This is a genomic window from Streptomyces sp. NPDC097129 (genome assembly GCF_055668065.1).
The window spans coordinates 449,654-467,969 of record NZ_JBVOQE010000005.1; the positions used below are offsets into that span (position 1 = coordinate 449,654).

Consider the following 18,316-nt stretch of genomic DNA (forward strand, 5'->3'; position numbering starts at 1 on the left):
CTGAGGAGCTGAGGAGCTGAGGAGGTGAAGGGCGAGGCGCCGGCCGACCGGGCCGAGCTCCGGCCGGCCGGGCCCCCGCCGCCCGACCGTGGGTGCGTACATCATTCGCCGCATAGCGGCTGCGGTGATCCTGCTGTTCGTCGTGACGGCCATCACCTTTGCGATCTTCTTCCTGGTGCCCCGGCTGGCCGGCGAGACCAGCACCCAGCTGGCGGCTCAGTACGTCGGCCGCGACCCCAGTCCTGGGGCACTGACCGCCGTCCAGAAGAACCTGGGCTTCGACCAGCCGCTGTATACGCAGTACTGGCAGTTCGTGCACGGGATCTTCGCCGGCCGCACGTTCCACTTCGGACCGGACGCCTCCTACTGCCAGGTGCCGTGCTTCGGTTACTCGTTCAAGAGCCACCTGCCGGTCTGGCCACAGATCACCGAACGCATCCCCGTGACGCTGTCACTGGCCGTGGGGGCGGCGATCATCTGGCTGGTCAGCGGCGTGTCGATCGGCGTGCTGTCGGCGGTCAAGCGCGGCTCGATCTTCGACCGGCTCTCCATGGGGGTCGCGCTGGCCGGCGTCTCGCTTCCGATCTTCTTCACCGCACTGGTTTCCCTCGCACTGTTCAGCTACAAGTGGGCGATCTTTCCGAACCTGCAGTACGTGCCCTTCACCACGGACCCTCTGATGTGGGCGAAGAATCTGGTACTGCCGTGGGTCACTCTCGCTTTCTTGTACTCGGCGCTGTACGCCCGGCTCACCCGGGCAGGCATGTTGGAGACGATGAGCGAGGACTACATCCGCACTGCCCGGGCCAAGGGCCTCAGCGAACGGACGGTGGTCGTCAAGCACGGTCTGCGCTCCGCGCTCACCCCCATCCTCACGATCTTCGGCCTCGACATCGGTCTGCTACTCGGCGGCGCCGTCCTCACCGAGACCGCCTTCTCGCTGCCCGGAGTCGGGCAGTACGCGGTACAGGCGATCACCGACAACGACCTACCGAAGATCATGGCCGTGACCACGCTGGCCGCCTTCTTCATCGTCGTGGCCAACCTCGTGGTGGATGTGCTCTACGTCGCCGTCGACCCCCGGGTGAGGTACTGATGAGCCGGAAAGCTCGCGAAAATCCGCCGGTGAGGGCGCCCATCGGCGGGGTGGAGGCCGGCCGCGGAGCGCCTACCGGCATCGGATTTCTCCAGGTACGCGACCTGCGCGTCCACTTTGACACCGACGACGGCCTCGTCAGGGCCGTGGACGGCGTCTCCTTCGAGCTCGAGCGCGGCCGGACACTGGGCATCGTGGGCGAGTCGGGCTCCGGGAAATCGGTGACCTCGCTGGGAATCATGGGCCTTCACCGCACCGTCAAGGCCAAGATCTCCGGCGAGATCTGGCTGGACGGCGAAGAGCTCATCTCCGCCCCTCCCGACCGGGTACAGCACCTGCGGGGCCACAAGATGGCGATGATCTTCCAGGACCCGCTGACCGCGATGCACCCCTTCTATACCATCGGCGCCCAGATCACTGAGGCCTACCGGGTGCACCACCCGAAAGCGAGCCGCAAGGAGGCCCGCCTACGGGCGGTGGAGATGCTCGAACGGGTGGGCATCCCGCAACCCGCCACCCGTGCCGACGACTATCCGCACCAGTTCTCCGGCGGTATGCGCCAACGCGCCATGATCGCCATGGCTCTGGTCAACGACCCCTCGCTGCTGATCGCGGACGAGCCGACGACAGCACTCGACGTCACAGTCCAGGCGCAGATCCTGGACCTCATCCGTGAGCTCCAGCAGGAGTTCGGTTCCGCAGTGATCATCATCACTCACGACCTGGGAGTGGTGGCCGAGTTGGCCGACGACATCCTGGTGATGTACGCCGGCAAATGCGTGGAGAAGGGCGAGGCCAAGCAGCTGTTCACGGCGCCCGAGCATCCGTACACCTGGGGCCTGCTGGGCTCCATGCCGCGCATGGACCGTGAAATGCAGGCGCGGCTGATCCCGATCGCCGGGAACCCGCCGAGCCTGATCAGACTGCCGCGGGGATGCGCGTTCCACCCGCGCTGCCCCTTTGCCGACCGCAATGGTGACAAGTCCCGCACGGAGGTCCCCGAACTGACCGACGCGTCAGGCACCGGCCATCTCGTGGCCTGCCATCTGCTGCCCGCGGAACGGCGCCGGATCTTCGCCAAGGAAGTGGCGCCCCGGCTGTGAGGCCGGACCATGGAGGTGGAGGACTCATGGCATCGACGCAGACCACCGATCAGGAGGCCCTGCTGAACGTCCAGGGACTGGTGAAGCACTTTCCCATCACCCATGGCCTGCTGCGCCGTCAGGTCGGCGCGGTGCGGGCGGTGGACGGCATCGACTTCAGCGTGCTGCCCGGGGAGACACTGGGCGTGGTCGGCGAGTCGGGCTGCGGCAAGACCACGACCGGGCGGCTGATCATCCGGCTCCTCGAGCCCACGTCAGGGAAGATCGAGTTCGAGGGGCACGACATCACGCACCTGTCGCCCGGGGCGATGCGGCCCCTGCGCAAAGACATTCAGATGATCTTTCAGGACCCGTACTCCTCCCTCAACCCCCGGCACACCGTCGGCACGATCGTCGGCGACCCCTTCCGGCTGCAGAAGGTGAAGACCGAGGGGGGAGTGAAGCGTGCCGTCCAGGACCTGCTGGAACTGTGCGGGCTCAGCCCCGAGCACTACAACCGCTACCCGCACGAGTTCTCCGGCGGCCAGCGGCAACGCATCGGCGTGGCCAGGGCGCTGGCGCTGCGGCCGAAGATGATCGTGGCAGACGAGCCCGTTTCGGCGCTGGACGTCTCCATCCAGGCCCAGGTGGTCAACCTGCTGGACGATCTTCAGGAGGAGCTGGGCCTCACCTACGTGATCATCGCGCACGACCTGTCGGTGATCCGGCACGTCTCCACGCGGGTGGCGGTGATGTATCTGGGAAAGGTGGTGGAGATCGGCGGCAAGGAGTCGCTGTACAGAGGGCCCATGCACCCCTACACGGTGGCACTGATGTCTGCGGTCCCCGTCCCGAACCCCGAGCGCCGCACCACACGCGAACGGATCCTCCTCACGGGCGACGTGCCCTCGCCGGTGAACCCACCTCCCGCGTGCCGCTTCCACACCCGCTGCTGGAAGGCGCAGGACATCTGCAGGATGCAGGAACCGCCGCTGAGAGAGCTCAAGCGGGGACACCTTGTGGCCTGCCACTTCCCGGAGAACATGTCTGGCGAAGCAGAATAGTACTCCAGCGGCACCTTGACGTTTTCCCTGTTCAGGGGCGGTTTGGGTGAGCGCGGTGGGCTGCTGGACGGCCCGTGTTCTCTTTTCCGGGCCGGCCCTCGATCGTGTGCAGCCGACGCTGATAGTGGCAACGGCGGGTGACCGCTTGGCGTCGTCTGCGCCAGGGGGACCATCTCAGTGCGCGCGCTGGGGAAGGGCTGCTGAGAGGCGATGGGTGCGTAGCCAGTTGCCAGGAGCCGCCGAACTTCTGCCACGGTGAGGGGCGCGAGGCGGGAACCGTTTCTGCTGCCCTTTTTGCCGCCGCCTCAGTGGCCATGACGGCCAGGAAGGCATGCTCCAGCACGGCTTGGGTGATATGCCGCATCCAGCCGGTGTAGCGGCGGGATCGCGTCCCATGAAGTGATGTAGCCGGGCGTGGTCCCGGAACGCGTGGTGTCTGCCCGGGGCGTGCACCCGCTCACCGTGCATGCTCCCTGAGCAAGGGCCGGCCATCACGCAAGTCTCCCTGGTGAACGGCCAGTTCAACCGGAGGAGCGCCCGATGGCCTTGTCCCAGTCTGAGCTGATGCGGCTGCTGGAGTCACTACGTCGTCCTGCGCGCCGAGGGCGGACTCCTCGGCCTGGTCGAGAAGCGCGGCATGTGACCCGACACCGCCCGCCGACTGTGCACAGTTATCTGCACCTCTTCTCCTCGTTGATCGCGGTGTCGGTCATCGCGATCAAGGAGGAGAAGTGGATCTACGTCACGAACTGATGGAGGGTCGGGCCCAGCTGCCCCGCGCTGGTGCCGTGGTGGAAACCGGTGAGGCCCACCCTCCTTTCATCGCCATCGACGGCATCGGACGCGAGGTGGAGCCGGTCACCGCGTACCTGCGCGACCTGGCGCTGAGTGACAGCAGCCCGCTGACTGCACGTAGCTACGCCTTCGGGATGCTGCGCTGGTTCCGACTGCTGTGGCTGCTCGATGTGGCCTGGGAACGGGCGACCGAGGCTGAGACGGCCGTCCTGACCGGCTGGCTACGTACGGCCCCGAACCCGCAGCGCCGGCGGCGCAACCCGCAGTCGCCGCCTCCGGGAACGGTCAATCCGCGGACTGGGAAGCCGTACCTCAGCCCCGGGTACGCACCGACGACGATCAACCACGCCCTGTCGGTGGTAAGCGGCTTCTACACGTTCCATGCGCACTACGGACGCGGTCCGGTGGTGAATCCGGTGCCTGTCTCGTCGCAGCGGCGCCGGGCCTTGAGCCACCTGAGCCCGCTGGAGCCCAAGCCGGTGTTGGGCCGGGCCAGGCTGCGCCAGAAGGTTGCCAGCCGGCTTCCGCGCTCCATCCCCGATCCTCTGTGGGACGAGCTGTTCGCGGCCATGGGCTGCGAGCGGGACCGAGCCCTGCTCGACTGCTACGTCTCCAGCGGCGCCCGGGCGGAGGAACTGCTCGGTGTCGGTACCGTCGACATCCACTGGGCCAAGCCGGGCCTCTACGTCATCACCAAGGGCACCCGGGAACGCGAGCTCGTGCCGATCTCGCCGGAGGCATGCGTCCGGCTGGCCCGCTACCTGGACAGCGTCGGCACGCCGGAGGTCGGCGAGCCCGTCTGGCGCACGCGGCACGGTCAAGACCGGCCTCTGACCTACTGGGGGATGCGTCGGGTGGTGCAGCGGGCCCAGCAGAACCTGCACACGAACTGGACGCTTCACGACCTGCGCCACACCGCTGCGCACCGGATGGCCAACGGCGGCAAGCTCACGCTGCCCGAGGTCCAGGCGGTGCTGCGCCACGCGAACATCCAGACCACCAGCCGCTACCTGGCGGTGCGGGTCGAGGAGATCTTCGACTCCCTGCTGGAGCACTACAACCAGCCGCGCCCCCAGGTGAGTTACCCGACCGGCTACGCTGCCGACGACATCGCGGCGGTGTTCGGTGCCTAAGACCGCCGCGAGCCCTACCACCGGCGTCAGCCGCCGCCACGGCCCGATCGCCGAGGGCCTGGACTACCCCAGCCGGTTCGTCGGTGGCCCGATGGCAGCCGAGCCAGCCACCACTGCCAAGCCGCCCCGCCCGTTCGGCGATCTTTCTCGCAGCAGTTCGCGGTCGATCGCGAGGCTGGTCGTCGACACCTGGGACGGAGGTACGTCAACGCGGCAGCAGCGCGGCCAGGCCGCCCGGCTCCTCCTGGACTACCTGGCTGGTTTCCCCGGCCTGACATGGCAAGAGCGGTGGGACGCCAGCCCGGTCGGCAAGGGACTCGCCCACGTCAACGACCTGGAGTGCCGCCGCAGCCCCAGCGTCAAACTCACCACCGGTCTGCGAGCCCTGATCTGCCTGCGCGTCATCCAGCCGTCCCTGGTGGCCTTCCGGCGCCACCACATGACCGGCTTCGCCGCGCACTTCATCTCCGCCCAGAGCGACCCGCTGCTGGACGAGTTCGCCAAGCAGGTCGAGGTGCACCAGCGCACCTACGCGCACCGCACCGAGGCCCTGTTCGACCTGTGCGTTCTGCTCTCTGTCCAGGGGGTCGCGCTGAGCGACGTCACGGCGCCCGCGCTGCTGCACTTCGCGCAGGAGAACCGGCGGGCTTGGTCGGTGGTGGACCCCGGGAACAAGGCCGGGAACCGCCTCCGCGGCCAAGGTGTGTGGCACGTGCTCCACGCCATGGGCCACCTTCCACCGACTGTCCCCGCAACGATGCGCGCCGCTCTCATGCGGGGCCAGAAGAGCATCGAGGAGCTCATCGACCTCTACCCGATCCGCAACCAGGCCGTCCGCGGCCTGCTGATCGACTACTTCACGCGGCGCCGCGCCGACACCGACTACGCCACCTTGAAAAACCTGGTCCTGCACCTGGCCCACCACTTCTGGGAGAAGATCGAACGCCTCAACCCCGACCAGGCTGACCTGCGGATCTCTCCGGAGATCTACACCGCCTGGCGGCAGATGATCGCCGTCAAGGACAACGGCGCTCCACGCGCCGGAACAGACAGCCTGGTCATCTCCGTTCGCAGCTTCTACTACGACCTGCACACCTGGGCCGCCCAGGAACCCGAGCGGTGGGCTACGTGGGTCGCTCCCTGCCCCGTCCCGCCCTCCGACCTGCACGGTCTCGGCGCTCGCCGCCGGCGGATCAACGAACGCAGCGCCGACCGCACCCGCCAGCGTCAGCCTCTGCTGCCGGTACTCGTCGAGCACGTCGAGTCCCGCTACGACCACTTCCGCCAGCTGCTCCAGCTCGCCGAGGGGGCGGCCGAGGGAGAGTCGTTCACCTTCGCCGGCATCAGCTACACACGCGTGCTGAGCGAAGCCGACCGCAAGCTCAGCCGACACACCGCACCGATCCCGCCGCGTCTGCGCAACAACGACAGCGGCGAGATGATCCACATCGCCGCCGAGGAGGAAACCACCTTCTGGGACTGGGCAGCGGTGGAGACACTGGGGCACTCCGGCGTCCGCATCGAGGAACTGTGCGAGCTCACCCACCTGAGCATCCGCCAGTATCAGCGGCCCGGTGGCGAGGTCATCGCACTGCTGGTCATCGCTCCTTCGAAGACCGACCGCGAGCGCGTGATCCCGATGTCCGCCGAGCTCTTCCACGTGATCGCCTCGATCATCCGCCGACACGCCCGCACCGGGCGGCCGATCCCGCTCGTGACTCGCTACGACCCGCACGACAAAGTCTGGAGTCCTCCGATGCCGTTCCTGTTCCAGCGGCAGAACGGCACGATTCCCGCGGTCTTCAACCCCGGCACGATCCAGAAGATGATCGAGCGACGCTGCCTCGCCCTCGCCGAAGTGCACCCCGGCTTCAAGGGGCTGAAGTTCACCCCGCACGACTTCCGCCGGATCTTCATCACCGAACTCGTCAACAGCGGCCTGCCCATCCACATCGGCGCGGCCCTGCTCGGACACCTGAATGTCCAGACCACTCGCGGCTACGTCGCGGTGTTCGACGAAGACGTCATCCGCCACTACCAGGAGCACCTGGAACACCGGCGCCAGATCCGTCCCACCGACGAATACCGGGACACCACCTCGGACGAGTGGACCGAGTTCGAGGAGCACTTCGACCGCCGCAAGGTCGAACTCGGCTCCTGCGGCCGCCCCTACGGCACCCCCTGCCAGCACGAGCACGCCTGCATCCGCTGCCCGATGCTTCACGTCAATCCCAAGATGCTCGCCCGGCTTTCCGAGCTCGAAGCCGACCTCCTGCAACGCAGGACGCGGGCCGAGGCCGAAGGCTGGATCGGTGAGATCGAGGGCATCGACCTCACCCTCACTTTCCTCCGCGCGAAGCGCGACGAGACCCAACGCCGAGCCCAGCGACCGGCCGTCCACCTCGGCATCCCCGCACGCCGCCGTCCCCAGGAGTCCGAATGACCTTCCCAGGACCAATGTCTGGAAGCGACCAGCCGTCACCGAAGGATGACGTTCACGCCCCGTTCCTCGAAGATCTCCAGGAGGAGGTCGAACAGCACAAGCTCGCGGTCACCGGCGGGCACGCGCTCTACCAACCGTTCCCGAGCCTCGGCCGAGGAATCCCAGTGCAAGGTGAATGGAGCAGTGGCGCCCCACCCGCCGCAAAGGCAGTCATCCAGAGCGTCAAGGTTCCAGCCGAAGTATCGGCCGGGTCCGTTGATGGCCTCACCGATTGCACAGTAGAAGCTGTCTTCGTCGACCATGTGCTGGCCGTCCAAGGCGAACACCTGGCCTGCAGGCGCATCGGGCTTCCCCTGGCGTTGGTACTCCCGGGACCACAGGGCTACCGACAGCCACGCGTGTTGATCCTCGGGTGCGAGTTCGTGCCACATGCCGGTGCGGTTCAGCTGACCCGTGCGGACCAGGTCCCACGCTCGTTCCGCTCCGGGCAGGGCGTTCTCGCACCACAGCGTCACTGTGACGTCGACGAGGCCGGTTCCAAGGGCGGAAGGTTTGGCGTCGACGACGGTGACCTCGTTGACGAAGTAGGACCCCATGGTGGCACCATCGCCGTCGAGAAGGGCGAGCCATGCGTTCCCCGCCATGGCGCGACGACTACCGACATGATCGAGGCTCTTCAGTAGGCCACCCTGCGGGAGACAACCTTCGAGGTGGACTCGGCGTGCGCCCTCCTCATCCGGCAGAGGCGTGAAGAGCCCCTCGGCCTCGTGAGTAAAGCTCCAGAAGCCACTGTCGTCCTCGTCCGAGGTCAGCGCGTACTTCTGCCCCTCGCCGGGCCGCCCTGATGTTCGCATCGCACCCCCCATGAGAGCGCTGATCTTACCGACGCCCGACAACTCACTGGGCAGCCGTCGGCGCTGTCCCCACCTCTGACCCCATCCCATCTATCTCGGAGGCCCATTGACGAGCCACATAGCCCCGTTCACCCATGAGAGTGAAGTGCAGAGAAGCACCGCGACCCTGAAGCGGGACGTCGCCAACAAGCCCCTGCGCCAGATCGCCGCCGAACTCGGCCTCGAGGAGCAGGCCGCCATCCTCAACTGCTGGCGCCCACCCGACGCGACAAACGAGCCCACGACCTGCTGGGACTCCGAAAACCCCCCGGCACTCCGCAGGGCGGGGTGGTCTCCCCGCTGCTGGCCAATGCACGAAGGACTCTCCCGCGAGGTCTCCCGGCGCGAAGCCTTGATTCATGCTCTCCACTCTCAAGGTAGGGGATGCCGCAGCTGATTCCCACACGCGCGAGGCGGGCCGCCTTTCGTGCGGAAGGCGAAATCGTCACCCCCAGTATCAGCGGGGCGCGGTCCGGGAGTCCAACGGCCTTGCAGACAGAGTGCGTTGGTACCTGCTGTGTGTGCGCTCGCCTGTTTCCGGCAGTCCGGGCACCGGCCCGGGCAGGCGGTGGACACTGCCTCCACTGCAAGGATGTCGGTGGAGTTGCTGACGCGATCTACTCGCACATCGATCCTGGGAAACAGCACAGCCTCGACCTTCTTGCTCGCCATGGCAGGAAACACTCTGCCGAAACGATCCCTCGTTCCCCTTGCTGACCTGGGGACTCATGGAACTGCGGAAAGAGCCGTGAAAAAACGGCCAGGCTCGCTCTTGGATTCCTAGGTAGTTAGCCGTTGGGTGTTGCTATTTTCCAGTGGGGACGATGCGCCGGTTTGGGCGGATTGCCCCTTTCTTCTGGCCGGGTAGCAAAAGCCGAAGTGACCGTGGGGGTGAGGGGAACGACCTCATTGACGGCCTCTTTCAACGCCGCCGGTGCGGGCCGAGTTCGAGGAGTACGTTGCCGAGCTGGGCGGAGGTCAGGGGCGGCACGGGCAGGGTGGACGCGGCCGGGTGGGCGCGGAAACTGTCGAGAAGCAAGGTAAGCGGGCGGGTCCAAGCGTCCGGGGCGACGGTGCTCAGCGCAGGCACGACCCGGCCCAGCGCCGCGAGGGCGAGGAGGACGTCCTCGGTGGTGAGATCCGGGCGGACGGTGCCCTGCACCTGGCCGCGGTGGAGCAGGTCTGCGATGGTGTCGCGGTTATGGGCGTGGATGGCCTCCAGAGAGGTCACGCCTTCCAGGCTCGTGGTCATGAGGTCGTTCGTGCCGCGGTCTGCGGCAAGCGTCGCGAACACGGTGTGCAGGTACTGCGTCAGCCCTGTCCACGCGTCCTCGGCTGTGCGTGCTCGCGCGCCGGCGGCCATGGTCTCGGTGAGAGCATCCCGGAAGACCTCGTCAACGAGCGCGGCGCGGGTCGGAAAGTGGCGGTAGAGGGTCGCGTTGCCGATACCCGCGCGCCGAGCGATGACGTCGAGTGGAGCGTCCAGCCCCTGTTCGGCGAAGACCTCGCGGGCCGTCTGCGTCAGTAGCCTCCGGTTGCGCAACGCGTCGCGGCGCCCAGTCGGCGCGTGGCCGCCCATCGCGTCTCCTTTTTCTCCGTCTCGTCCCTGTACCGGAGAGTGCTCCCCGGTACGGATGCTACCGACGATTGAGCAAACAGGGATCACCCCCCTCGTTTTCGGCTGTGGGCATGAGGCCCACCGGCGTCGAAAGGGGGGTGACCGATGTACAGCTCGGCGTTCGTGCTTCGGCGGCGGGACCCGCGTCTACCAGCGCACCGGCAGCTCTCGCAGGCTCCGCATCAGACTGGTGCGCCACCGCGGTGTGCCGTCACCGTCGAAGGCCAGGCGGGGGAAGCGGTCCAGCAGGATGCGCAGGGCCAGGGTCGCCTCCAGACGGGCCAGCGGGGCGCCCAGGCAGTGGTGCAGGCCGTGCCCAAAGGCGAGGTGGGCGCGGGTCGCGGCCGGATCGCGGCGGATGTCGAACCGTTCGGGGGCGGGGAAGCGCGCGGGGTCGCGGTTCGCGGCGGCAATGGAGAGCACGACACGCGCGCCCGCCGGTATCCGGGCGCCGCCGAGGATGATCGGTTCGGCGGTGTAACGGTAGGTACCCGCCGGTGCGGGCGACTCGAAGCGGAGCGTCTCCTCCACGGCGCCCTGAAACAGCTCGGGGTCGGCGCGCAGCGCGGCGAGCTGCCCGGGATGGCCGAGCAGCAGGTGGACGGCGTTGGCGATGAGGTTGACAGTGGTCTCGTGCCCTGCGACGAGCAGCAAGAAGGCCATGCCGAGCAGTTCCTCCGGGGTGAGCCGGTCAGCGCCGTCCCCGTCGACCAGGGCGTGCAGCAGATCGCTCTCCGCCGCGTCCCGAAGCCGCCGCTTCTCCTCCGCCAGCCCCGCGAGGTACACAGCCATCTCCTGCGAGGCGCGGGCGGACTGCTCCGCATCGTCGAGGGCGACGACCTTCGCGGACCACGCCCGGAAGGCGGCCCGGTCCCCGTCTGGCACCCCGAGCAGCTCGCAGATGATGGTGAGCGGCAGGGGATAGGCGTATGCAGCCACAAGGTCGGCACGGCCGTCGGCGAGCACGGCGTCCAGGAGCGCACCGGCCGCCTCCTGGACGCGGGGCCGCAGCGCCTGGACGCGGCGGGCGGTGAACTCGCGGGCCACCAGCGTACGCAGGCGTGTGTGATCGGGCGGATCGACCTGGAGCATGTTGCGGCCCACGGCGTAGAGCCCGTCGTCCTCGAAGTCGGCAGAGTGCTGCACGTCGTTGCGCAGCCTGGGGTCGGCGAACGCGGCTCGCACTTCCTCGTGCCCGATCACCAGCCATGACTCGTCCCCGGTGGGGAAACGCACGTGGTGGACAGACCCGCGGGAGCGCAGCGCGGTGAATGCGGAGTAGGGGTCGGCGGTGAAGTCGTCGGTGAGGTCGGCGAGTCGGACGGTGGGTTGCTGTGTGCGCATCGGCGGCTCCGACAGAAGTGGGGATCATTCCCCGGTTATGTGCCAGGTGCGACCATAACATGAAACGGGGAATGGTCCTCGTTTCGTTCCTCGAGGGCAATGCCTACGAGGTCTCCTTCCAGCCAAACGAAGCCGGCGACGACATCGCCATCTGCGCGAGCGGGCAGAGAGTTCCGGATACGGCTGGGCGCTGTCCACCGACTTCCAGCCCGGTCCTGCAGCAGTCCGTCCAGACCGTGACAGCCCAGGGCCTGGCCGAGCTGGTGGACCGGCAGATGCGCGCGGAACTGTCCGTCTACGAAGGGCGTCCGGTGCAGTGGGCGGCCCGCCTCAGCCCCCAGGGCCGCGACGTGCTGGCTTACCTGGAGGCGTCCCCCGCCCCCGCATCCCACAGCGCACCGCCTGCTACCGGGGAGCAGGTGATCGAGCTGCGGCCGTCGCATGGACGCCCTGCGCGTGTATGTGAACCGGTGCCCGGTGCTGCGCATGCCGCCGGCCGACGGTCTTGTCGAGCGGGTGCGCACCGCTTACTTCGACCGGCCGAACAACCACTGGCGGATGGCACTGACCACAGCGCAGGTCGAGACGGTGGCCTATGCGTTCTGCCTGCGCGCTCTGAGCGGCTCGGTCGCGGAGTCCAACCGGTTCTGCCACGAGTACGGGATGACCTACCGGGGTGGATGCGGCGACATGCCGCCCGGGGGGCCGTGCGCCCTTCGTTGCCTGCCGCGTCGCGCTGACGGCTGATCTCCTTCACGGCCGCGGCGCGGGCAGGGTGCCAGGCTTGACCTCCACCAGCTCCACGTCGACTCAGCCGTCTCTGTCACAGGCACCTGGCAGCATGGCCGCTCATGAACGCTGAGTCGTCTAATCGCTCCTCGCTTCGCGACTTCCACGGTGTCTATCTGCTTGAGGGATACACCCTGACGCTGGTCCGCGGGCTCTCCCCGCAAGACTTCCTCGACCGCGTCGGCGCCGCCCCGGCCGGGGACTATGACGGTTTCGAAGCGTTTGCAGCCCGAGACCGCGAGTTCCAGGAGAACCAGGCGGACTGGGGCGACTTCATGTTCGTCGGCGTCACCCCTGTCCAGAGCAAGGACGCCGACTGGGTCCTCGCCTTGGAAATCAACGGAGGCATCGAACTCCAGACGGAGGGCATGAAGGAGGCCAGCCGCGGCACCCGGGCCGTCTCCCATTTCCGGAGTCCCAACGCCATGACGCTGTTCTCATGGTGGGAGGACGGCGAACTGCGTACCCGGTTCGAAGGTGCACTCCACCGCGAGGGCACCACTCCAGACGAGCTCGTCGACCTCATGCTCCAGGCGGGCTTCGACTTCGAAAAGGGCATAGCCGACCTCGAGGAGTACGTCGCACTCGCCGAGGCGCTCACCGGAGTCAACGTGACCGCGAGCATGCTCGAAAACAGCACATACTCCACGGGCATCGTCGAAGTCCTTGTCGAGGACTACCCCAGTGTCGTTGTCGACCTCACCGGCACCCCACGACATCGCAGCTCGGCGGTGAGCCGATTGACCTGAGCCCGGTCGGCCTTGCCGGTGGACTCGAGGGGCAGTTCCGCCGGCTCCAGCCAGGAAGAGGGGAGCATGTAGGACGGCAGGCGTTCGGCCAGTACCGCGGCGAGCGCGCGGGCCGGGTCGGCTGTGGTGCCGGCGGCGGTGCCGCGGGGTGCCAGGAAGGCGCCGGCGAGCCGGGCGGTGTGCCCTTCGCCGAGCTTCTCGACGAAGGCGGCCTCGGTGTGCCCGGTGGCCACGGCGGCCTGCTCGATCTCCTCCAGTACGATCCGGAAGGCGCGCAGCTTCGCCTGCCTGTCCGTGCGCCCGACGATCTCGTACTGCCCGTCGGGCAGCAGGCGGCCCAGGTCACCGGTGCGGTAGACCCTCTGCTCGGTGCCGTCGGCGTCGCGGAGGGTCACGTAGGAGCGTGCGGTGCGTTCCGGCCGGTGGAGGTAACCGCTGGTCACCGAGGGCCCAGCAACGCAAAGTTCGCCGGTCCCGCCCGATACGACGGGCCGCAGGACATCGTCGAGCACGTGCAGCCGGACCCGGCGTACCGGACTGCCCACCGGAATCCTGGTGTGGCCGGCCAGGGACTCCTCGGTACAGGCGAACGCGGTGACGAAGACCGTGGTCTCGGTGGGGCCGTAGATGTTGAGCAGCTGCCGCGGCCCTCCGGCGGCCAGTACACGACAGGTGATCTCCTACTACATCGCCTACTGCCCCGCCGAGACCACTCTGGACGACCTGATCCGCATCGCGGGCAGCAGGTGGACCATCGAGGAATGCTTCCAAAGCGCCAAGCAGGAATGCGGCCTGGACGACTACCAAGTCCGCCGCTATCCCGGATGGCACCGCCACATGACCCTCGTCATGGCCGCCCACGCCTGCCCGACCGTCCTACGAGCCCGCGAATTGGATACCGGGAAAGCAGAAACGGATCCTCCCAGCTCATCCACCTCAGCCTCGCCGAGATACGACGGCTGATCACCCGCCTCACCGACCGCCGACCCCCACCCGTCGAGCGCATCCTGCACTGGTCGACCTGGCGCGACGCCAGCACCAGGCCCGCGCCAGCCACTACAAACGACGCGGACATAGCCCCTAACCTGGTCATCACTCACCGCAAGCACCGTTGCAGTACTGGCGCTGAGGGCGCCCCCTTGTGGCAGGGGGCGTCCTCAGCGTGTCGTGGGCATCAGCCGATGCTGCCGTACTCCGCGGGGAAGTCCGGTGGCCAGGGCTGGGTGAAGTCGAACAAGGACGGGTCCTCGAACTCGCGGGCCGCTTCACGCCACGCGGGATCGCCGGAAACGACGAAGCTGTCCCCGTCCGGTTCGATCATCCAGGTGAAGGCCGCATCGTCCGCAGGAAGGCCATGACGCTCCTTCAGCACAGCGAACTCCGCCTCCGACGCCCGGCGGACGTGAATGCCCTTCTCATAGATGGGCTTGAGCAGCATCAGCTCGACGTGGCCGAAGTACACCTCGATACGGGTGTCCGTTCCATCGACGGCAGTGGGCTCGCTGCGCAACAGCAGCATCCGGTGCGACGCCGCGAAGCTGACCACCCGGAACAGACGTCCCTCTCGTACGAAATCCGGCATTCTCCGTGCTCTTCCTGTCCTTGGGTTCTCGGTGTCACTGGGCCCAGTCCGGCTTCGGCATGTCTTTCACGAGGCTAGGCACCTTCTCACCTGGCTTGGTGAAGTACCAGTCGACGGCATCGAAGTCCCGGGTTCCGAGAATCACCTTGAGACGCAATGTCGCCACCTCCCATGCGGTGCCGTTGTTGCTTCCCGGTGTCGCCACCGTCTGCCAGTCGCCGCCCACCAACGGCGTGCCCCGCTCGACGAGCTTGTCCAGGGCTTCTGCCGCGGTCCTCGCGTTCGGGACACCGTCCAGTGAGATGCTCAACTTCACCGACGGATTGCTCAACGCCTTCTCGACGCCGACCATCCAGATCGGACGCCCGTCACCGTTGGGCGCCGGCTTGCCGAGAAGCTTGTTGTTGAACGTCCGGGCGCCGGGACCGCTCAGGCCGCCGGTACCGCCCAATGTCTCCTTGGCCAGCGTATCGGAGTACGGGTTGATTCCGAGGACGATGTGGTCGCCATCCTTGACGAGCTCGTTGACGATTCCTTCGAGGCACTCGTTGTGTACCAGGACCGGCGTCGTTCCCGCATACACGTAGTACGTGTGGTTGCGCGCCACTTCGAAGTTGAAGACCTGGACGGTCCCCTTGACAGCCGCGGTGCCAAGGACCTGTGAGGAACCGCCGTCCCGGGTCTCGAGGGTGTCTCCGGCTCGCAGTTCGCCGGCCTCGACCCAACCCCGTGCGCGAACCCAGAAGCGGTGAGAGCCGGTCGCTTCGACCTGGCCGTCGGCGGTTGTGATCCGGACCAGGGATTCGACACCGCCGACGGTACGAAGGTCCAGATCCGGGACTGCGGTAGAAGGCCGCCCTCGCGATCGGTGACCCGCTGTGGTGGGGTAGCAGCGGGTGGTCGCGGCGGGATCATCCGGCTCATACTCTGCCCCCGGCCCGGTCCCGGACCCGTGTAAGGCCTATATGGCCGGTCGCCCGCCGCCGTGGCTCAGGAGTAGGTCATCGGGCAGCCGTACCGCAGGGAGTACTGCGCGGCGCGCAAGTAGAGCGCCACGTAGAAGGCCGCGTCCCGGTTCTCGGCCCACGGCCCCGGCCGCACCCGGGCGGTCCGCTCCGCCCCGCCCTCCAGGAACCACAGGCTCAGTGCGAGGTTCTCGCCCGCCGGTATCGCGTCCACGGGCAGTCCGACGGCACCGGCCAGCCGCTCGGCCAGGGCGAGCACCCGCGGGGCCCCGGCGACCGCAGTCTCCTCCCCGGAGTACGCGGTGCCGACGGGAAGCACGATCTCCTCCTCCAGCGCGAACGGCACCAGCACGCACCAGTCGAGGAGGGCCGACAGCTCCGCGTCGGTCAGCCGCGTCCTGCACAGCGCCACGAAGCCGTCCATGGACGGGCTGACTTTCTCCTCGAACCAGCCCGGCGCCTCCCGTGCGGCCTGCCCCAGCTCGTAAGGGGGCAGCCCGCGCCGCTCCAGCTCGGTGTTCAGCGCGGCGGCGACGTCCCCGTACCCGTCCTCCCCCGGCCGCGACCAGTCCTGCGCGGCGACACTCACCAGATAGACACCCATGATCGCAAGGTACCGGCCGCCACCGACAACGTCCCGGCCCCTCGTGACAAACCCCGAACGGACGGCTTGTAAACGTCGGTGAGCCGCCTGAAGACCACGCCCTCCATCCCGACCGAGGCCCACGACAGCCAATCACGCACGGTGGCCGGGTCAGTGGTCGACGCGCACAGCACCCACGGTGCGACGAGCCGACGGGCGGCGAACACGGGCTCGAGCGCGGCCCGTCGCCGCTGGTACGGCCACCCGGTCGTGTCCGTCCCGGACAGCCTCAGCAGATGGAACACTGCGAAGTGGGGCCGGCCACTCCTGCGCCGCCCGGGCAGCTCCGGCACCGCGGCGGGCCAGCCGGTTCTGCAACCGCTCGAACGCGAGGCGACCCGCGGCGTCCTATACGACCAACTCGCCGTCCATCGCCGTCGCATCCGGCAGCCGCGGATTCTCTGGGGTTCTGGGCTGTGGCGTTTGTGAGCGGTTCACGTTGGTGCAGCTCAGCGCCATTGATCGGGAGTCTAGCCACTGCGACAGGTGTGGTGCTGTCGCCCGATGGGCTGTTGGGCGGCAATCTCGTTGACGAGGCTGCCGTGGAGCCCGGGTGGCACTGTGGGGCCGTGCGCCGGGTACTGTCGCGGGCGGTCCGCATCATGGCGAGGGTGACCAGTTCGGCATCGCTCAGGCGGGGCGTAATGCCGACCGGCGGGAGCCACGGCGCCAGGTCGGGATGCTCTTTGAGCATGTCGTCGGTCGTCGCATGGAGTTCTGTCGCGAGGGTGTCCGCGTCGTTCGCCATAAGACGATCTTGGACACCCTCGTTCTCGTCCGCGGGCACCCCTTGGACCACACCACCAGGAGGAATTAGTGTCACACCCGCAACCGCTCAACCCCGAGGAGAAGCTCGCCGACGCGAAGAAACAGCTGAGCCTCCCGCGTATCGTCGTGATCTGCGGCTCCACCCGTTTCATGACCGATATGACCGAGGCCGATCTGCGGGAGACCAAAGCCGGAAAGATTGTCGTCAAGCCGGGTTGCGACATTAAGTCGCCGCACGAACTTTGGTCCGATCCTGTCGAGGCCAAGGCGCTGAAGGTTCGACTCGGCGATCTGCACCGAGCGAAGATCCGGCTCGCTGATGAGGTGCTCGTAGTCGGCGACTACATCGGAGACAGCACCCGAGCCGAAATCGCCTACGCCCGGTCGCTGGGCAAGCCCGTGCGGTTCACGCACCCTGAAGTCGACGCCGACGCCTGACCGCCCATCCCCACACCCTCCGCAGGCACCCCTTGGAATTGATCATCTAGGTCTCAAGGCGGCGTGGAAAGCGTGGAAGAACCACCTCGACGGTGAAGACGCGGACGAGAAAGAGGCGAAGGAGGGCGCCCCAGCTCGTTGGAGGTCGCCGCAGTCACCTTCCCCAACGGCGGTGACAACATCGGTGTCTACGTTTCTGTGTTCGCCACCGCCGGCGTCGGCGGGATGAGCGTGTATGCCGTGGTCTTTCTGACCTTGGTTGCGGTGTGGTGGTTCGCGGGAAGGTTCTTCGCCCCCCGTCCGGTCGTCGCCAAGGCTCTCAGCCGCTGGGGGTGCATTCTGCTGCCGCATCTTCTGCGGCAGCGACGACGTCAGTTCGAGGTACTGCTGAACAGTCCCATGTCGCGGGCGGCGGTCCGCCGGTCCCGACCGGTCCTATCACACGAGCGCAGGAACAACGACAGGCCCTCCGCGTACGCCTTCGTCGTCGTCTCCGCCCGCCGCCGCGCCAGCCGAGTCTCTCTCAAGAAGCGATCGCGGGCCTCAACCACCTGTACCGCGTCGTCCACCACCGTTCAGTACCGGACACCTGAGGGCATCCGGACAGGAAAAGCATGCACTTGTACCCCTGCTCCACGAGTCGACCGCAACGATCCACCGCAGAGCCACACCCCCTGAGAACCGCTGCCGCACCCCCCAACGAGGGCACGGCGTACGACGTCACACCACAGTGCTCCGGCATCCTCATCTCCATCCAGGGGTCCGAGGACGTCATCCCCGCCGACGCGGGGGTGCTCCCCAGATCACCGTCAACCTCTAAGAGGTCATCTCATTTGGTGAGTCGGCGGTAGCAGATGAGGGTGCAGGCGATGCTGGTGAAGGCGAGGAAGTGCTCGGCTTTGCGATCGTAGCGG

The 18,316-nt window shown here is 67.5% G+C and carries 17 protein-coding genes and 4 pseudogenes; 10 read left to right on the plus strand and 11 right to left on the minus strand.

Annotated features, from left to right (window positions below):
• Nucleotides 1-88: 88 nt before the first annotated feature.
• The 3 genes from AC0B9F_RS18305 to AC0B9F_RS18315 are packed head-to-tail and all read left to right on the plus strand — an operon-like array spanning nucleotide 89 to nucleotide 3,242.
• Complete coding sequence (locus AC0B9F_RS18305; protein WP_472003731.1) at nucleotides 89-1,096, plus strand: ABC transporter permease; 1,008 nt, start codon at nucleotides 89-91, stop codon at nucleotides 1,094-1,096.
• A complete protein-coding gene (locus tag AC0B9F_RS18310; RefSeq protein WP_472003733.1) occupies nucleotides 1,096-2,199 on the plus strand; it encodes an ABC transporter ATP-binding protein in 1,104 nt (367 codons plus the stop codon). Before AC0B9F_RS18305 ends, AC0B9F_RS18310 begins: the two co-directional genes overlap by 1 nt.
• A 26-nt stretch (nucleotides 2,200-2,225) precedes the next feature.
• Nucleotides 2,226-3,242 carry an ABC transporter ATP-binding protein gene (locus AC0B9F_RS18315; RefSeq protein ID WP_472003735.1) on the plus strand — a complete coding sequence of 339 codons (1,017 nt, stop codon included), beginning with the start codon at nucleotides 2,226-2,228 and terminating at the stop codon, nucleotides 3,240-3,242.
• Nucleotides 3,243-3,432: 190 nt separating this feature from the next.
• Here AC0B9F_RS18315 and AC0B9F_RS18320 read toward each other — a convergent pair.
• Nucleotides 3,433-3,624: pseudogene (locus tag AC0B9F_RS18320) on the minus strand (IS701 family transposase); the annotation flags it as partial.
• Between the two features lie 349 nt (nucleotides 3,625-3,973).
• Between AC0B9F_RS18320 and AC0B9F_RS18325 the strand changes: the two are divergent.
• Together AC0B9F_RS18325 and AC0B9F_RS18330 are read left to right on the plus strand one after the other, a co-directional pair.
• The gene (locus AC0B9F_RS18325; RefSeq protein ID WP_472003737.1) at nucleotides 3,974-5,170 is read left to right on the plus strand and encodes a tyrosine-type recombinase/integrase; all 1,197 of its coding nucleotides are present in this window, start codon (nucleotides 3,974-3,976) and stop codon (nucleotides 5,168-5,170) included.
• Nucleotides 5,163-7,613 carry a tyrosine-type recombinase/integrase gene (locus AC0B9F_RS18330; RefSeq protein ID WP_472003738.1) on the plus strand — a complete coding sequence of 817 codons (2,451 nt, stop codon included), beginning with the start codon at nucleotides 5,163-5,165 and terminating at the stop codon, nucleotides 7,611-7,613. Before AC0B9F_RS18325 ends, AC0B9F_RS18330 begins: the two co-directional genes overlap by 8 nt.
• A 35-nt stretch (nucleotides 7,614-7,648) precedes the next feature.
• Here the strand turns inward: AC0B9F_RS18330 and AC0B9F_RS18335 are convergent, their stop codons facing one another.
• The 3 genes from AC0B9F_RS18335 to AC0B9F_RS18345 form a co-directional block, all read right to left on the minus strand.
• Complete coding sequence (locus AC0B9F_RS18335; RefSeq protein ID WP_472003739.1) at nucleotides 7,649-8,479, minus strand: barstar family protein; 831 nt, start codon at nucleotides 8,477-8,479, stop codon at nucleotides 7,649-7,651.
• A 949-nt stretch (nucleotides 8,480-9,428) separates the two neighbouring features.
• Nucleotides 9,429-10,085, minus strand: a complete 657-nt coding sequence (locus AC0B9F_RS18340) for a TetR/AcrR family transcriptional regulator (protein WP_472003741.1) — start codon at nucleotides 10,083-10,085, stop codon at nucleotides 9,429-9,431.
• A gap of 186 nt (nucleotides 10,086-10,271) precedes the next feature.
• On the minus strand, nucleotides 10,272-11,468 hold the full coding sequence (locus AC0B9F_RS18345) for a cytochrome P450 family protein (RefSeq protein ID WP_472003743.1): 1,197 nt from the start codon (nucleotides 11,466-11,468) through the stop codon (nucleotides 10,272-10,274).
• A gap of 441 nt (nucleotides 11,469-11,909) precedes the next feature.
• Between AC0B9F_RS18345 and AC0B9F_RS18350 the strand changes: the two genes are divergently transcribed.
• A complete protein-coding gene (locus AC0B9F_RS18350; RefSeq protein WP_472003745.1) occupies nucleotides 11,910-12,215 on the plus strand; it encodes a DUF6417 family protein in 306 nt (101 codons plus the stop codon).
• A gap of 104 nt (nucleotides 12,216-12,319) precedes the next feature.
• Nucleotides 12,320-13,006: a DUF6461 domain-containing protein gene (locus tag AC0B9F_RS18355; RefSeq protein ID WP_472003748.1), complete on the plus strand. Its 687-nt coding sequence runs from the start codon at nucleotides 12,320-12,322 to the stop codon at nucleotides 13,004-13,006.
• Here AC0B9F_RS18355 and AC0B9F_RS18360 read toward each other — a convergent pair.
• Both AC0B9F_RS18360 and AC0B9F_RS18365 read right to left on the minus strand, forming a co-directional pair.
• Nucleotides 12,934-13,401: a hypothetical protein gene (locus AC0B9F_RS18360; RefSeq protein ID WP_472003751.1), complete on the minus strand. Its 468-nt coding sequence runs from the start codon at nucleotides 13,399-13,401 to the stop codon at nucleotides 12,934-12,936. The genes AC0B9F_RS18355 and AC0B9F_RS18360 overlap by 73 nt on opposite strands.
• A gap of 42 nt (nucleotides 13,402-13,443) precedes the next feature.
• Nucleotides 13,444-13,683 (minus strand): annotated as a pseudogene (locus AC0B9F_RS18365) (AMP-binding protein); the annotation flags it as partial.
• On the opposite strand from AC0B9F_RS18365, the pseudogene AC0B9F_RS18370 reads away from it, so the two are divergent.
• A pseudogene (locus tag AC0B9F_RS18370) lies at nucleotides 13,676-13,969 on the plus strand (IS701 family transposase); the annotation flags it as partial. The pseudogenes AC0B9F_RS18365 and AC0B9F_RS18370 sit on opposite strands and share 8 nt — an antisense overlap.
• Before the next feature lie 211 nt (nucleotides 13,970-14,180).
• Here AC0B9F_RS18370 and AC0B9F_RS18375 read toward each other — a convergent pair.
• The 5 genes and pseudogenes from AC0B9F_RS18375 to AC0B9F_RS18395 all read right to left on the minus strand — a co-directional run.
• Nucleotides 14,181-14,588 (minus strand): hypothetical protein, encoded by a 408-nt coding sequence (locus AC0B9F_RS18375; RefSeq protein WP_472003753.1) that lies wholly within the window; start codon nucleotides 14,586-14,588, stop codon nucleotides 14,181-14,183.
• Between the two features lie 34 nt (nucleotides 14,589-14,622).
• Entirely contained in the window at nucleotides 14,623-15,420 is a 798-nt protein-coding gene (locus tag AC0B9F_RS18380) for a polymorphic toxin type 27 domain-containing protein (protein WP_472003810.1), read from the minus strand.
• 158 nt (nucleotides 15,421-15,578) lie between these two features.
• Entirely contained in the window at nucleotides 15,579-16,157 is a 579-nt protein-coding gene (locus AC0B9F_RS18385) for a hypothetical protein (protein ID WP_472003754.1), read from the minus strand.
• Entirely contained in the window at nucleotides 16,139-16,579 is a 441-nt protein-coding gene (locus AC0B9F_RS18390) for an ATP-dependent DNA ligase (RefSeq protein WP_472003756.1), read from the minus strand. The genes AC0B9F_RS18385 and AC0B9F_RS18390 overlap by 19 nt, the downstream gene beginning before the upstream one ends.
• A gap of 212 nt (nucleotides 16,580-16,791) precedes the next feature.
• Nucleotides 16,792-16,944, minus strand: a pseudogene (locus AC0B9F_RS18395) (IS982 family transposase); the annotation flags it as partial.
• Nucleotides 16,945-17,012: 68 nt separating this feature from the next.
• Here AC0B9F_RS18395 and AC0B9F_RS18400 point away from each other — a divergent pair.
• On the plus strand, nucleotides 17,013-17,402 hold the full coding sequence (locus AC0B9F_RS18400) for a hypothetical protein (RefSeq protein WP_472003758.1): 390 nt from the start codon (nucleotides 17,013-17,015) through the stop codon (nucleotides 17,400-17,402).
• A gap of 138 nt (nucleotides 17,403-17,540) precedes the next feature.
• Nucleotides 17,541-18,080 (plus strand): hypothetical protein, encoded by a 540-nt coding sequence (locus AC0B9F_RS18405; protein ID WP_472003760.1) that lies wholly within the window; start codon nucleotides 17,541-17,543, stop codon nucleotides 18,078-18,080.
• Nucleotides 18,081-18,316: the final 236 nt, after the last annotated feature.